Consider the following 14,524-nt stretch of genomic DNA (forward strand, 5'->3'; position numbering starts at 1 on the left):
TCGCGAGCAAGCCCGCTCCCACACTTTGATCGGTGCCGAACACAAATCCGGTGTACGACAAAAAAACACTGTGGGAGCGAGCCTGCTCGCGAAGGCGGAGTGACATTCAACATCTACGTCGACTGATACGGCCTCTTCGCGAGCAGGCTCGCTCCCACAGATTGCCTCAACTAACCGTCAGAACAGATAACTGGCCTTCAGCCCACCATTGAAGCCATGGCTGTCGCCGCCACCGCTGGCGCCGATTTCTGCCCCCACGCTCCACGGACCAAGGTTGGCCATGACGTTGACGCCAGCGGTGAACTGGTCACGGTTGTCGAAGGCGGCTTGCTGTTCGATATCCAGGCCCAGCAGCTGCCCTTCGCTGTCGACTTCAGGGTCGCCCAACACATGCTCGTAGCCCACTTGCACGCCCGGCACCACTTGCCAGGCGCCCAGGCCGACAGGTGCAAAGGATGCGTTGAGGTTGGCCACCGCGCTCTTGCGGGTCTGGTGGATGCCGTCGACGTCCAGGGCCAGTTCGCTGCCTTTTTCCTGGAAGCCCGACAGGTTGACGTGGCTGATCCGCACGCCGAGGCTCGGCTCGAGGGTCACGCCGTTCACCGGCACACGGTAACCGAGCGCCAGGGTCGCGCCGGTGAGGTTGCCATGGCTGTCGCCCTTGGCCGTGCCCAGACCGCCGCCGAGTTCGCGCTTGCTCTCGTAATCGAGATAGCCGGCGCTGGCATCGGCATCCACAAACAGGCCGCGCTCCAGACCGTTCGGTGCGAAGCGTGCGCCGACGCTGAAGAAGGTCAGGTCGGTATCGGCCTCGCCACCTGCGCCACCGACATTGCCGCTGCTGTAGCCGAAACCGGCATGGGCGCTGAGCTGTTCGGAAAAGCGCTGGGTCAGGCCAATCATCATGCCCTGGCTATGCTCGTTGCTGCTGGAGGCCTGGGACGAACCGTCGGTGCCCAGATACCCCGCCAGGGCGGTGCTCCACAGGCGATATTGCCCGGCCTTGAGGTCGATGCCGCTGGTGAACGGCGCGGCGGCCTGCTCGATCATCGCGCCCTGGCGCAGCAGGTAGCTCGCAGCGTCGGCATGCACCTGACCGCCGACGGTGGACTCCACGCCCCCGAGGCTGCGGGCATCGATGGCCGACTGCAGGTAGTAGTTATAGGCGCTGTAGGTGCCCGACAGGTTGCTGTTCTGCAGTTGCTGCAGCAACTGCGCGCCGGCCGCGGCGTTGCCCGCCAGGTCCGCAGCGCCAGGCAGGCTGTTGTAGAACACCATCTTGCCGCGCAGCACGTAGATGGTTTCCTGGGACAGGCCGAGGCCTTGCTTGAGGTAGTTGTCCATCGTGCCGTACTGCGCGGTCACCTGGTCCAGGCCGGCTTGCAGGTAACTGGCCTCCACACCGATCAGCGGCCCATAGATGGTCGCCAGGCTCGGTGGCAAGGCCGCCATGGTCGCCTTGATGCGCGCGGCGGTGTAGTCGTTGGTCGCCAGGTAGTTGCTCATGATGGTGGCATCGTCGACCCCGGCGATGCTTTGCAGCACAGCGGCGGTCCAGCCCGTGCGGTCCTTGCCGGCGGTGCAATGGAACAGCGCGGCGCCGTCGACCGTGGCCAACTCATTGAACAGCTGGTTGAACTCGCTGCGCATCCCCGCGTTCCGGACGAAATCACGGTTGGTGTCCTGCATCATGGCAGTGGCTTCGGCGGCACTGTGGAACGCGATGTTGGTGATGTTCGCGCCAGACGTGGAACCGCCGATGATGTCGATGTTGGTGTACGTCGCACCCGTGGGCATCGTGTCGGGCGTGGCGGCGATCTCGCTGGGCGTGCGCAGGTCGTAGACCGCCTTGATGCCCAGGCCGTTGAGGGTCGCCAGATCCGCCGCCGACGGCGTCAGCGCGTTGGAGCGGTAAAACACCCCGCCACGCATGGTGCCGTCGTTGGCCGTGGTATACGCGGTGGTGAGACCGGCGACATCACGCAAGTTATCGATGCTCTTCAGGCGTGGGGTGTTGAGGGGGACAGTCTCGGCGGCCTGGGCGGCAGAGATAGACAGGCTCAAAACAGACAGCGAACACACAAGTCGTTGGAACACAGTGCAGCCTCATTGAAATCGCGTTGGGCTGACTAATATCTACATTGAAATGGCGCTGAACATGACAAATCGCCGGCAAACGCAAATCACTGCGCGATGTGTCCGGGTGGCTCGTTTTCTGTCCGTGTAATGCCCGTTGTGCGGCCAACTTTGGTGCCGGAAATGATGATATGCCGTTGGGAAGCGAGCTGCGCAATGTCCGGTGATCAAATTCCAGTTGCAAAAAACCCGCCTTTCAGCGGGTTTTTGGCTTTTCAGAAACTGATTTCTACAACCGCGAACTCAATGGGACTTTTTCGAGGTCGACAGCCCGGCTTTACTCAAGCCTTTGGTATTGTGCTCACCCGGCGTAGAGGCCGAAATCGCCCTGGCCTTGGCAACGCCACGGGTATCGGAGTGGGCGAGGCCTGAGGTCGTGGTGCCATGACCGTTATCATCATTGCGCTCACTACCGTAGTGGTTCCCACTGAGGCCACGGTCGCGCACGGACTTGCCGGCATGGTCGCTGTCCAGCCCGTTGCCGCGGCCGTTACTGCCGGAGTGGCCTGAGCCGGCGTGTCCGCCACCCATACCGCCGCCGTGGCCTCCGCCATTTCCGCCACCGTTTCCGCCGCCGCCACCGCCGCCGTTTCCACCGCCGCCACCGCCACCGCCGCCGTTTCCGCCACCACCACCGCCGCCACCGCCGTCTTTCGCGTATGCGGAACCCATGATCGACAAGCCATCAGGGAGTAACGGGGCGGCTGCAAGCATCATGGCGCATGACATTACAGCAACGAGACTCTTGTTTTTAAAAAGCATGATTGCTTCCGTAGGAGGTTGATATCGCGTGACGTATGACGCGATATCCCTCCAACAGTTCAAGTACCACGACAAACGGCTGGAGCACCTTGAAACAACGAGAAGACTACCTTCCACACGTTAATCAAACGCACCGTTGAGAATTTCATAGACAAGCCCGGTGGCCAGCGCAACCAGGATCAGGTCCGTGCCGACTTGCTGCCATTCGTAGCCATCATAGTGGGGCAGCCTGCCGACCAGTCGGCCATCCAGTTTTTTGGCGATGCCAGGTGGAAGTGGTTTGCCTCGGGCAAGATTCTTTTGAATACCCGGTGGCAAGTCGGGTCCGGGGCTCCAGTAGCCGGTATTCACGCCAATGATCTCGAGCACGCTGCTCCGGTTGATGCTCGGGCCATTGCTCCAGTCCCCACCGCCGCCGGAACTTTTGTTCTTGTTGCCATGACCACCCTGGTTGCCCTGGCCCTGGTTGCCATGGGTGACCTTCCCGCTACCCTGGCCATTACCGGGATCAGCCAGCGCCGTCACCGAGCCGCAGACCAGAGTCAAACAGGTAACAGCTGCAATCAATGATCGAGTCCTGAACATGATTCATTCCTTCGTGGTGGGGAATATTCCCTGAATATTTAGACGTTATAGACGAAGTTGGTTCCATCAAGTCACCAACCACCAAACCGTCTACGCTCATCCGATCGAAGCCTTGCAGGTGTTTGCCGAAGGATGGGGCTTGTCGATTATAGGCATCTCACTGCGCCTCCTCATCGCACATCCCTGACACCTGCACTGATCAGCGGCTGAGAGACACAAAAGCGGTTTTTGAAAACTTCTAAAAAATTCATCTCCCCGGCCGATTCATTTAGACTCGACTGTTGGCTCATAAGGCCAGGCCCTGCCCTGCCCTGCCCTGCCCTGTATCGGATATCCAAGACAGCCTTTCATGAAAAAAATAATCAGTTATTTGCGAAATAGTTACTGGAAAAGATGGATTCGCAAACACAAATGCAAAGTGGCGGGCGGTTTATTGTCACTGCACAAAAGAACGACACTGACCATTGAAGAAGGCGTGACGCTTGGGCATGTGGTCATAGAGTCAAAAAAGCTGGAAATCGGTGCCCATACCTATATCCGCAGTGACTGCTTCCTTTCGGCGGTCTCCTCCATTGGCAGGTTTTGCTCCATCAGTAGCAGCTGTTTTATCGGCCAACAAAAGAGCTCCCATCCGTTGGACTGGCTCAGTTCACATCCCTTTCAATATACCGACACCGCGCTGGTTTACGACCCGGAGGTTGCGGACATCACGATTGGGCATGACGTCTGGATCGGCCATAGCGCGATGATCCTGGAAGGCGTGACCATTGGCACCGGCGCAGTCATCGCAACCCGCGCCCTGGTTGCCCATGACGTGCCACCGTACGCCATTGTTGCCGGCACCCCGGCAAAAGTCGTCAAGTATCGGCACACACCCGAGTTGATTGAGGCGCTGATCGACAGCAAGTGGTGGGATGTCGATGTCGAGGTACTCAAGACATTACCGCTCAATGATCCGCAAGCCACTTTGGCTCTGTTGGCCACCCAGCAGAAAGATAACCGTGCCGACTACCAACAGATCGAAATAACCCGCAAAGGGTGCAGTGTTTCGTCCTGAGCAGCGGGAATGACCAACGCTGCACATTCAAGATGCCTGGCAGTCACCAGATTCGAATGATAAAAAAACCCGCATCAGCTGCGGGTTTTAACGACTGGTTCCTGATGAACCCTGCCCGCAAAGCGGTTATCAGAAGTTCGCCGGTGTGTTGGCGCTGATGATTTCCGCTTCATCCGCCCCGATATTGCGAAACCGGTGCGGCAAGGTCGTCGGGAAGTAATAGCCATCCCCGGCGTTGAGCACACTCACTTGGCCATCCACGGTCAATTCCACGGTGCCCCGTGTCACCAACCCACACTCCTCGCCTTCGGAATGCACGATCGGCTCTTCGCCCGAGCTGGCGCCCGGTGCGTATTGCTCGCGCAGCAAGCGCATCTGCCGGCTTGGCACGGACGCGCCGATCAGCAGCAGGCGCAGGCCATGGCGGCCAAGGTCGGGCTGTTCGTTGGCGCGGAAGACGTACTGGTGTTCGCGCGGTGGCTGATCGAAGGTGAAGAAGTCGGCCAGGGACATGGGGATGCCCTCCAGCAATTTCTTCAGGGAGCTGACGGAAGGACTGACCCGATTCTGTTCGATCAGGGAGATGGTTGCATTGGTGACGCCGCTACGCCGGGCCAGCTCGCGCTGGGACATTTTGTAGCTTTCGCGTACTAATTTGAGTCGTGAGCCCGTGTCCATGACAGCCTTATGTGCCAACCCGTAGGAGCGAGCTTGCTCGCGATTGCGATCTGACCTTCAACATTGATGTCGACTGAACCAACGCTTTCGCGAGCAGGCTCGCTCCTACAGGGATAATGGATGGGTGGAGTGCAGGCGCGGATCACGCCGTTTTCCGGTCCCGGAAACGTGAAAGGCGGCTATTAAATCACGTTTGTTCATAATGCTCAGCAGGTTCGATAAACGGCAGAAAAAAACGATCTGTGGGGGCGAGCCTGCTCGCGAAAGCGGTGTGTCAGGCGACATCCTTTTTGGCCGATATGGCCTCTTCGCGAGCAGGCTCGCTCCCACAGGGGACCGCGGTGTTTCTGGTATTAAAAAGCCGGCGGCACCCTTTGGGGAGATGCCGCTGGCGAGGTAAAGCTTAGATGCCAAAACGGTCACGCAGCGAGTAGTACACGGCGCCGAGGGCGGTCAACGGGGCCGAGAAGGTGCGCCCGCCGATCATTGGCATGTGCGGCAGCGAGGCAAACGCGTCGAAGCGCTCGGCGTCGCCACGGATCATTTCCGAGATCAGTTTGCCAGCCAGGTGCGAACAGGTGACGCCGTGGCCGCTGTAGCCCTGCATGTAGTAGGCGTTCTTCTCGATACGGCCGAATTGCGGCATGCGCGACATGGTCAGCAGGAAGTTGCCGGTCCAGCGGTAATCGATCTTCACGTCCTTCAATTGCGGGAAGGTCTTGAGGATCTTCGGGCGGATCAGTTGTTCGATGTCGTCCGGCTCGCGCGCACCGTAGACCACGCCACCGCCGTACAGCAGGCGGTTGTCGGCGGTCAGGCGGTAGTAGTCGAGCAGGTAGTTGCAGTCTTCGACGCAGTAGTTGTTCTTGATCAGGCTGCGGGCCTGCTTTTCCGACAACGGCTCGGTGACGACGATCTGCGAACCGCACGGCATGCTCTTGCTGGTCACGCGGTTGTCCAGGCCCTGCGGCAGGTAGGCATTACCGGCGATCAGCAGGTACTTGGCCTTCACCACGCCTTTTGCAGTGCGCACAGTGATCGGTTCGCCGTAGGTGATTTCCACCGCCGCCGATTGCTCGTAGATCTTGCCGCCCAGGCCAATGATCGCCGAAGCCTCACCGAGGGCCAGGTTCAGCGGGTGAATGTGGCCGCCCTGCATGTCCAGCAGGCCGCCGACGTAGGCATCGGAACCGACTTCGCGCTTGATGTCGGCCGCGTCGAGCATTTTCAGGTTCTTGTTGCCATAGCGTTCCCAGCTCTTCTTCTGCTCGGCCAGGCCCTTGAGTTGCTTCTTGTTCATCGCCGCGAAGATGCCGCCGGGGCGGTAGTCGCACTGGATGTCGTAGTGCTGTATGCGCTGACGGATGATGTCGGCGCCTTCGAAAATCATGCTGCCGAGGATTTCGGCAGTCTTGTCGCCGTAGCGCTCTTCGATGACATCGACGTCGCGGCTGTAGGAGTTGACCAGTTGGCCGCCGTTGCGACCGCTGGCGCCGAAACCGACTTTGGCCGCTTCGAGCACGGTCACGCTGTAGCCCGCTTCAGCGAGGAACAGGGCCGAGGACAGGCCGGTGTAGCCGGCGCCGATCACGCAGACGTCGCAGTCCACCGCCCCTTCGAGCACCGGGAAATCGCCGGTGAAGTTGCGGGTGGCGGCGTAGTAGCTGTTTACATGCTGTTGTGTTGAAGAGTTCTGTTTCATACGTTTCTCCGAGGGTCGCCGACAGTGTGTCGGCGGCCGTCGCTGTAAAGGTGTTAGAGCTTGATCCAGGTCGCCTTGAGTTCGGTGTACTTGTCGAACGCGTGCAGCGATTTGTCCCGACCGTTACCCGACTGCTTGAACCCGCCGAACGGCGCGGTCATGTCGCCGCCGTCGTATTGGTTGACCCAGACGCTGCCGGCACGCAGGCCACGGGCGAAGGTATGGGCCTTGCTCAGGTTGCTGGTCCATACGCCGGCGGCCAGGCCGAAGATGCTGTCGTTGGCAATCGCCAGGGCTTCATCGAAGGTATCGAAGGTGATGACCGACAGCACCGGGCCGAAGATTTCTTCCCGGGCGATGGTCATGGCATTAGTCACGCCGTCGAAAATCGTCGGTTCCACGTACTGGCCACCAGTGTCTTCGAGGGTGCGGCTGCCGCCCGCGATCAGTTCGGCGCCCTGCTCTTTGCCGATGCCGATGTAGCGCAGCACGTTGTCCAGTTGACGCTGGTCGACGACCGCGCCGACGGTGGTCGCAGGATCCAGCGCGTGGCCTGGCTTCCAGGCTTGCAGGGCTTCCACCAACAGCGGAATGAACTGCTCGCGGATCGAACGCTCCACCAGCAAACGAGAACCGGCGGTGCAGACTTCGCCCTGGTTGAAAGCAATGGCACCGGCCGCGGCTTGTGCGGCGACGCGCAGGTCCGGTGCATCGGCGAATACCACGTTGGCGCTCTTGCCCCCAGCTTCGGCCCAGACCCGTTTCATGTTGCTCTGCCCGGCATAGATCATCAGCTGCTTGGCAATCGCCGTGGAGCCGGTGAAGGCCAGCACGTCGACGTCAATGTGCAATGCCAGCGCCTTGCCCACGGTGTGGCCGTAGCCCGGCAGGACGTTGAACACGCCTTTGGGGATGCCGGCATCCAGCGCCAGCTGTGCGATGCGGATCGCGGTCAGCGGGGATTTTTCCGAAGGCTTGAGGATGAACGAGTTGCCCATCGCCAGGGCCGGGGCGAATTTCCAGCTGGCCATGATCAGCGGGAAGTTCCACGGCACGATGGCCGCGACCACGCCGGCCGCTTCGCGGGTCACCAGGCCAAGCTGATCCTGGGGCGTGGCGGCGACTTCGTCGTAGATCTTGTCGATGGCTTCGGCGGTCCAGCGGATCGCGTTGGCGGTCGCCGGAATGTCGATGCTCATGGAGTCGCTGATCGGCTTGCCCATGTCGAGGGTTTCGAGCAGGGCCAGTTCTTCCTGGTTCGCCAGAATGAGATCGGCGAAACGGATCAGGATGCGCTTGCGCTCGGCTGGGGCCAGGTTGGCCCAGACGCCGGATTCGAAGGTACGGCGCGCGACGGCGACTGCTGCATTGGCGTCGGCTTCGTCGGTGCTGGCGACGTTCGCCAGGAAACGACCGTCCACGGGGCTGATGCATTCGAACGTGGCGCCACTGGCAGCCGCGCAGTATTGGCCGTCAATGAATGCGCGACCTTCGATGGTTAGGGACTGGAAGCGCTGCTCCCAATCGCTGCGAGTGTTTGTCATGGTTGTGACTCGATAAGTGATCGTCGGACTGATGCCATTCGGTCATGGATCAGATTGCCGCAGTACCTGTGGGAGCGAGCTTGCTCGCGATAGCGGTGGAACAGTCACTATTAATGTTGAATGTGACGGCCTCATCGCGAGCAAGCTCGCTCCCACAGGGGACTGGTGGTGGCACAGGCTCTGTACACACCACCCATCCACGGGGCCATCAAACGGTATGCAAGTACCAGTTGTACTCAAGGTCCGAGATGGAGTTCTCGAACTCGGCCAGCTCGCTTTCCTTGCACGCCACGAACACGTCGATGTACATCGGGTCGATGTAGCGCGCCATGACTTCGCTGTCGTCCAGCTCGCGCAGGGCATCGCGCAGGTTGTTCGGCAGGCTCTGCTCGTTCTGCTCGTAGCTGTTGCCTTCCACCGGGGCGCCCGGTTCGATCTGGTTGGTCAGGCCGTGATGCACGCCTGCCAATACCGAAGCCATCAACAGGTATGGGTTGGCGTCGGCACCAGCCACGCGGTGTTCGATGCGCACGGCGTCCGGCGAACCGGTTGGTACACGCACGGCCACGGTGCGGTTGTCGATGCCCCAGCTCGGCGAGTTCGGTACATAGAACTGCGCGCCGAAACGGCGGTAGGAGTTAACGTTCGGGCAAAGGAACGCCATCTGCGCCGGCAGGGTCTCGAGCACACCGCCGATCGCGTGTCGCAGCGCGGCGTTCTGCTCGGGATCCTCGCTGGCAAAGATGTTGTTGCCTTCTTTGTCGAGAATCGAAATGTGCACGTGCAGACCGTTGCCCGCCTGGCCCGGATACGGCTTGGCCATGAAGGTGGTGTCCATCTCGTGGTCGTAGGCGATGTTCTTCACCAGACGCTTGAGCAGGACGGCGTAGTCGCACGCCTTGATCGGGTCAGCCACGTGATGCAGGTTGACTTCGAATTGCGCCGGGGCGCTTTCCTTGACGATGGCGTCAGCCGGGATGCCCTGCTCTTTCGCGCCTTCGAGGATGTCTTGCAGGCAGTCGACGTATTCGTCGAGGTCGTCGATCAGATACACCTGGGTCGACATCGGACGCTTGCCGGATACCGGTGAACGTGGCGATTGCGGACGACCGTTCACGTTGTCCTGGTCGATCAGGTAGAACTCCAGCTCGAACGCGGCGCAGATGGTCAGGCCAAGGTCGTCGAACTTGCGCACGATATTGGCCAGTACTTCACGCGGGTCGGCGAAGAACGGCTGACCTTCGATTTCGTGCATGGTCATCAGCAGTTGCGCGGTTGGGCGCTTCTGCCAAGGCTCGATGCTGAGGGTGCCGGGGATCGGGTAGCAGATCCGGTCGGCATCGCCGATGTCCAGACCCAGGCCGGTGCTTTCCACCGTGGAACCATTGATGTCCAGAGCAAACAGGGACGCAGGCAGGTTGATGCCTTTCTCGTAAACCTTATGAAGACTGGTGCGTTCGATGCGCTTACCGCGCACCACACCGTTCATATCCGCAATCAGAAGGTCGACGTACAAAACCTCAGGATATTTCTTAAGGAATGCGTTTGCTTCGTTGAGTTGAACGGTACGCAGAGGGACCGACATGATGCACCTATTTTTTACTGTTAATTATTATGTTCACCGCCCTTTCACGAGCCCAGTCAATCCGAAAGGCAAAGTGAAGTCAATAGCGAACACTTGGCCTTTCAACGTTTATTTTCGGGCCTATCAGGGGACGAGAGTGCCAGATACGCCCTCGAACACGCGTAAATCCTGAAGATCGGACGTGCGGCGTTTAGAATTTTTTACATGAGAGTTGTTAATTAAAATCAACAAGGCTAAGCTCCAGAAAAGCTCGTTCAAGTGTGAAACTTCGAGGTGATAAAAATGGCATTCAAGCCATTGATCGGCGTTACTGCATGCGTCAAACAGATTGGCCTGCACCCCTACCACATCAGCGGTGACAAGTACTTGCGTGCTGTCAGCGTTGCCGCACTGGGGCTGCCCGTCGTTATTCCTTCCTTAGGCGACCTGACCGACATCGATGACCTGCTGCCGCAGCTCGACGGTCTGTTGCTGACCGGCTCGCCTTCGAACGTGGAACCCTTCCACTATCAAGGCCCCGACAGCGCCCCCGGCACGGATCATGATCCGGCGCGGGATGCCACCACCCTTCCCCTGATCCGCGCCGCTATTGCAGCGGGCGTGCCGGTGCTCGGCATCTGCCGTGGCTTCCAGGAGATGAACGTGGCGTTCGGTGGCAGCCTGCATCAGAAGGTCCATGAACTGCCTGGCTTCCTCGACCATCGCGAGGCCGACCATCCGGACCTGGCCGTGCAATACGCTCCCGCTCACGGGGTGAATGTGCAGCCCGGTGGTGTGTTCGAAGCGCTGGACCTGCCTGCGGTGTTCCAGGTCAATTCGATTCACAGCCAGGGCATCGACCGCCTCGCGCCCGGCCTGCGCGCCGAAGCCGTCGCACCCGATGGCCTGATCGAGGCGATCTCGGTCGAACACAGCCAGGCGTTTGCCCTCGGCGTGCAATGGCACCCGGAATGGCAAGTGCTGAACAACCCTCCTTATCTGAGTATTTTCCAGGCGTTCGGCGAAGCCTGCCGGCAACGGGCGGCACTGCGTCACTCGAGCTGACGAACTGATACCCACATTCAACGATTAACTGCCCAACGCGAGCGGGCAGGCGCTTGTGCGTGCCCCGCTCGCGAAAACAACACACTGCAATAACAACAAGTACGACCAGGCAGCCAGGATGGCGGCGCCGAATAAACCCGAGCGGTATGGGTGAGTTCGATCAGCAAACGCAAAACCCTGTGGGAGCGAGCTTGCTCGCGATAGCGGTGTGTCAGGCGACATCAATGTCGATTGTGCCGGCCTCATCGCGAGCAAGCTCGCTCCCACAGGATCTGCGTTATGACCGAAGTCCCCGATACGGGTTTGCAATCCACTATTAAGCCGGGCCGTGTTGGCCGGGCGACTGAAACCTGTTGGGAGTTTCACATGGCAAACGCCTCCAGCATCTACAGGAAGGCTCTTGAGGGTCACCAGGCACCGAAAAAGGTGTTGGTGAAAATCGATCGCGTCACCAAGAAGTTCGACGAAACCACCGCCGTGGACGATGTGTCCCTGGAAATCCACCAGGGTGAAATCTTCGCCCTGCTCGGTGGTTCCGGTTCCGGAAAATCGACCCTGCTGCGCATGCTCGCCGGTTTCGAGCGCCCGACCGAAGGCCGGATTCTGCTCGACGGCGTCGACATCACCGACATGCCTCCGTACGAACGACCGATCAACATGATGTTCCAGTCCTACGCGCTGTTCCCGCACATGACGGTGGCGCAGAACATCGCCTTCGGCCTCAAGCAGGACCGTTTGCCAGCGGCCGAAATCGACGCCCGGGTGCAGGAGATGCTGCGCCTGGTGCACATGACCCAGTACGCCAAGCGCAAGCCGCACCAACTGTCCGGCGGCCAGCGTCAGCGCGTGGCCCTGGCCCGTTCCCTGGCCAAGCGTCCGAAGCTGCTGTTGCTCGACGAACCGATGGGCGCACTGGATAAAAAGCTGCGTTCGCAGATGCAGCTTGAACTTGTCGAGATCATCGAGCGCGTCGGCGTGACCTGCGTGATGGTGACCCACGACCAGGAAGAGGCCATGACCATGGCCCAGCGCATCGCGATCATGCACCTGGGCTGGATCGCCCAGATCGGCAGCCCGGTGGACATTTATGAAGCACCGGTCAGCCGCATGGTCTGCGAATTCATCGGCAACGTGAACGCCTTCGACGGCACCGTGGTCGAGGACCTGGAAGGTCACGCGATCATCCACAGCCCGGATCTTGCGCAGAAGATCTACGTCGGTCACGGCGTCAGCACGTCGGTGCAGGACAAGTCGATCACCTACGCGATCCGCCCGGAAAAACTGCTGGTCAGCACCGTCAAGCCCGAAAACCGCTACAACTGGTCCGCCGGCAAAGTGCATGACATCGCCTACCTCGGCGGCCACTCGGTGTTCTACGTCGAGCTGCCTGGGGGCAAGATCGTCCAGTCGTTCATGGCCAACGCCGAACGCCGTGGTGCGCGTCCGACCTGGGACGATCAGGTCTACGTGTGGTGGGAAGACGACAGCGGCGTGGTACTGCGCGCATGAAAACCTTCAATCAGCAATTCCTGAGGTGGGTCCCCAGCGGGCGCAAGTTCGTCATCGGGATTCCGTTCATCTGGCTGTTCCTGTTCTTCATGCTGCCGTTCTTTTTGGTGATGAAGATCAGCTTCTCGGAAGCGGCCCTGGCCATTCCGCCCTACTCGGAGATCTACACCTACGCCGAGCAGAAATTCCAGCTGTTGCTCAACATCGGCAACTACACCCTGCTGGGCGAGGATGAGCTGTACCTGTCCGCCTACCTGGGTTCGTTGAAGGTGGCGTTTTTCAGCACTGTGATGTGCCTGGTGATCGGTTTCCCGATGGCCTACGCCATCACCAAGGCCAGCAAGGAAGCGCAGAACGTGCTGATGCTGCTGATCATGATGCCGACCTGGACCGCGATCCTGATCCGCGTTTACGCGTGGATGGGCATCCTCAGCAACAACGGCCTGCTCAATGGGTTCCTGATGTGGACCGGGCTGACGTCGCACCCGATCGAGATCCTCAACACCAACATCGCCGTCTACATCGGCGTGGTGTATGCGTATCTGCCGTTCATGGTGCTGCCGTTGTACGCCAACCTGGTCAAGCATGACCAAAGCCTGCTGGAAGCCGCATCGGACCTGGGTTCGAGCACCTTCAACAGCTTCTGGAAAATCACCGTGCCTTTGGCCAAGAACGGCATCATCGCCGGTTGCATGCTGGTGTTCATTCCGGTGGTCGGTGAGTTCGTGATTCCGGAACTGCTGGGCGGCCCGGAAACCCTGATGATCGGCCGTGTGTTGTGGCAAGAGTTCTTCAACAACCGCGACTGGCCGGTGGCGTCCGCCCTGGCGGTGGTGATGCTGTTGATCCTGATTGTGCCGATTCTGCTGTTCAACCGCAGCCAGGCCAAAGAGATGGAGGCACGGGGATGAAACGCTTCGGATTTTCAAAGTTCATGCTGATTTTCGGCCTGTCGTTTATCTACCTGCCGATGCTGATTCTGGTGATCTACTCGTTCAACGCCTCGAAGCTGGTGACGGTGTGGGGTGGCTGGTCGATCAAGTGGTACGCCGGTTTGCTCGACAACAGCCAGTTGATGGGCTCGGTGGGACGCTCGCTGGAAATCGCCTGCTACACCGCGATTGCGGCAGTCGCACTAGGGACGTTAGCCGCGTTCGTCCTGACGCGCGTTACGCGTTTCAAGGGTCGCACGCTGTTCGGCGGCCTGGTCACCGCGCCGCTGGTGATGCCTGAAGTGATCACCGGTCTGTCGCTGTTGCTGCTGTTCGTGGCCATGGCGCAGTTGATCGGCTGGCCGATGGAGCGTGGCATCGTCACGATCTGGATCGCCCACACCACGTTTTGTGCCGCCTATGTGGCGGTGGTAGTCTCCGCCCGCCTTCGCGAACTGGACCTGTCCATCGAAGAAGCGGCCATGGACCTGGGTGCGAAGCCGTTCAAGGTGTTTTTCCTGATCACCATTCCGATGATCGCGCCGTCACTGGCGGCCGGCGGCATGATGTCGTTCGCGTTGTCCCTCGATGACCTGGTGCTGGCGAGCTTCGTGTCGGGCCCGGGTTCCACGACCCTGCCGATGGAAGTGTTCTCGGCGGTGCGCCTGGGGGTCAAGCCCGAAATCAACGCCGTGGCCAGCCTGATCCTGTTGGCCGTGTCGATCGTGACCTTCATGGTCTGGTACTTCAGCCGCCGTGCCGAAGCCAGCCGTAAGCGCGCGATCCAGGAAGCCATGGACCAGACCACCAGCGAATCCTGGCAGCAGCCTGAAAAGAAAATGGCAGGAGCGACGGCCTAGTGCCGCCTCCTGTAGGAGCGAGCTTGCTCCGGGCGGCGATCCGACGATGGACGTAAACGATGACGTGGGCTGTCTGAATTAACGCGGCGTCCTTGTGTTTTTCGCGAGCAGGCTCGCTCCTACAAATGAG

12 protein-coding genes are annotated in these 14,524 nt (G+C 60.1%); 5 read left to right on the forward strand and 7 right to left on the reverse strand.

From position 1 onward, the window contains the following. Positions 1 to 177 precede the first annotated feature (177 nt). The 3 genes from WHX55_RS18860 to WHX55_RS18870 all read right to left on the reverse strand — a co-directional run bounded on the left by WHX55_RS18860 (position 178) and on the right by WHX55_RS18870 (position 3,483). Positions 178 to 2,097 (reverse strand): tyrosine-protein phosphatase, encoded by a 1,920-nt coding sequence (locus WHX55_RS18860; protein WP_150752824.1) that lies wholly within the window; start codon positions 2,095 to 2,097, stop codon positions 178 to 180. A 282-nt stretch (positions 2,098 to 2,379) separates the two neighbouring features. Then, positions 2,380 to 2,898 (reverse strand): hypothetical protein, encoded by a 519-nt coding sequence (locus WHX55_RS18865; protein ID WP_353741030.1) that lies wholly within the window; start codon positions 2,896 to 2,898, stop codon positions 2,380 to 2,382. Between the two features lie 120 nt (positions 2,899 to 3,018). Then, the gene (locus tag WHX55_RS18870) at positions 3,019 to 3,483 is read right to left on the reverse strand and encodes an anti-virulence regulator CigR family protein (RefSeq protein WP_353741031.1); all 465 of its coding nucleotides are present in this window, start codon (positions 3,481 to 3,483) and stop codon (positions 3,019 to 3,021) included. 349 nt (positions 3,484 to 3,832) lie between these two features. On the opposite strand from WHX55_RS18870, the gene WHX55_RS18875 reads away from it, so the two are divergent. After that, positions 3,833 to 4,540, forward strand: a complete 708-nt coding sequence (locus WHX55_RS18875; protein WP_353741032.1) for a CatB-related O-acetyltransferase — start codon at positions 3,833 to 3,835, stop codon at positions 4,538 to 4,540. 129 nt (positions 4,541 to 4,669) lie between these two features. Here the strand turns inward: WHX55_RS18875 and WHX55_RS18880 are convergent, their stop codons facing one another. The 4 genes from WHX55_RS18880 to WHX55_RS18895 form a co-directional block, all read right to left on the reverse strand. Beyond that, positions 4,670 to 5,218 carry a cupin domain-containing protein gene (locus WHX55_RS18880; RefSeq protein ID WP_046042404.1) on the reverse strand — a complete coding sequence of 183 codons (549 nt, stop codon included), beginning with the start codon at positions 5,216 to 5,218 and terminating at the stop codon, positions 4,670 to 4,672. Positions 5,219 to 5,621: 403 nt separating this feature from the next. Next, the gene (locus WHX55_RS18885; protein WP_150752829.1) at positions 5,622 to 6,920 is read right to left on the reverse strand and encodes an FAD-binding oxidoreductase; all 1,299 of its coding nucleotides are present in this window, start codon (positions 6,918 to 6,920) and stop codon (positions 5,622 to 5,624) included. A gap of 53 nt (positions 6,921 to 6,973) precedes the next feature. Continuing rightward, positions 6,974 to 8,464, reverse strand: a complete 1,491-nt coding sequence (locus WHX55_RS18890) for an aldehyde dehydrogenase (RefSeq protein WP_151214738.1) — start codon at positions 8,462 to 8,464, stop codon at positions 6,974 to 6,976. A gap of 208 nt (positions 8,465 to 8,672) precedes the next feature. Further along, positions 8,673 to 10,049 (reverse strand): glutamine synthetase family protein, encoded by a 1,377-nt coding sequence (locus tag WHX55_RS18895; RefSeq protein WP_150725414.1) that lies wholly within the window; start codon positions 10,047 to 10,049, stop codon positions 8,673 to 8,675. A 282-nt stretch (positions 10,050 to 10,331) separates the two neighbouring features. Here WHX55_RS18895 and WHX55_RS18900 point away from each other — a divergent pair, with 282 nt between their 5' ends. The 4 genes from WHX55_RS18900 (at position 10,332) to WHX55_RS18915 (ending at position 14,394) form a co-directional block, all read left to right on the forward strand. Further along, complete coding sequence (locus WHX55_RS18900) at positions 10,332 to 11,093, forward strand: gamma-glutamyl-gamma-aminobutyrate hydrolase family protein (RefSeq protein WP_150725413.1); 762 nt, start codon at positions 10,332 to 10,334, stop codon at positions 11,091 to 11,093. Between the two features lie 366 nt (positions 11,094 to 11,459). Further along, positions 11,460 to 12,602 (forward strand): polyamine ABC transporter ATP-binding protein, encoded by a 1,143-nt coding sequence (gene potA, locus WHX55_RS18905; RefSeq protein WP_150725412.1) that lies wholly within the window; start codon positions 11,460 to 11,462, stop codon positions 12,600 to 12,602. After that, positions 12,599 to 13,513 carry an ABC transporter permease subunit gene (locus tag WHX55_RS18910; protein WP_056727966.1) on the forward strand — a complete coding sequence of 305 codons (915 nt, stop codon included), beginning with the start codon at positions 12,599 to 12,601 and terminating at the stop codon, positions 13,511 to 13,513. The genes potA and WHX55_RS18910 overlap by 4 nt, the downstream gene beginning before the upstream one ends. Further along, positions 13,510 to 14,394 carry an ABC transporter permease subunit gene (locus tag WHX55_RS18915; protein ID WP_150752832.1) on the forward strand — a complete coding sequence of 295 codons (885 nt, stop codon included), beginning with the start codon at positions 13,510 to 13,512 and terminating at the stop codon, positions 14,392 to 14,394. Before WHX55_RS18910 ends, WHX55_RS18915 begins: the two co-directional genes overlap by 4 nt. The last annotated feature ends 130 nt before the right edge of the window (positions 14,395 to 14,524 follow it).

It is taken from the genome of Pseudomonas fluorescens (assembly GCF_040448305.1).
GTDB lineage: Bacteria > Pseudomonadota > Gammaproteobacteria > Pseudomonadales > Pseudomonadaceae > Aquipseudomonas > Aquipseudomonas fluorescens_BH.

What these genes read in the sequence shown, in the direction of transcription:
- WHX55_RS18865 (WP_353741030.1), bottom strand. Translation starts at nt 2,898, where the DNA reads ATGCTTTTTAAAAACAAGAGTCTCGTTGCTGTAATGTCATGCGCCATG.
- WHX55_RS18870 (WP_353741031.1), bottom strand. Translation starts at nt 3,483, where the DNA reads ATGTTCAGGACTCGATCATTGATTGCAGCTGTTACCTGTTTGACTCTG.
- WHX55_RS18875 (WP_353741032.1), top strand. Translation starts at nt 3,833, where the DNA reads ATGAAAAAAATAATCAGTTATTTGCGAAATAGTTACTGGAAAAGATGG.
- WHX55_RS18880 (WP_046042404.1), bottom strand. Translation starts at nt 5,218, where the DNA reads ATGGACACGGGCTCACGACTCAAATTAGTACGCGAAAGCTACAAAATG.
- WHX55_RS18885 (WP_150752829.1), bottom strand. Translation starts at nt 6,920, where the DNA reads ATGAAACAGAACTCTTCAACACAACAGCATGTAAACAGCTACTACGCC.
- WHX55_RS18890 (WP_151214738.1), bottom strand. Translation starts at nt 8,464, where the DNA reads ATGACAAACACTCGCAGCGATTGGGAGCAGCGCTTCCAGTCCCTAACC.
- WHX55_RS18895 (WP_150725414.1), bottom strand. Translation starts at nt 10,049, where the DNA reads ATGTCGGTCCCTCTGCGTACCGTTCAACTCAACGAAGCAAACGCATTC.
- WHX55_RS18900 (WP_150725413.1), top strand. Translation starts at nt 10,332, where the DNA reads ATGGCATTCAAGCCATTGATCGGCGTTACTGCATGCGTCAAACAGATT.
- potA (WP_150725412.1), top strand. Translation starts at nt 11,460, where the DNA reads ATGGCAAACGCCTCCAGCATCTACAGGAAGGCTCTTGAGGGTCACCAG.
- WHX55_RS18910 (WP_056727966.1), top strand. Translation starts at nt 12,599, where the DNA reads ATGAAAACCTTCAATCAGCAATTCCTGAGGTGGGTCCCCAGCGGGCGC.
- WHX55_RS18915 (WP_150752832.1), top strand. Translation starts at nt 13,510, where the DNA reads ATGAAACGCTTCGGATTTTCAAAGTTCATGCTGATTTTCGGCCTGTCG.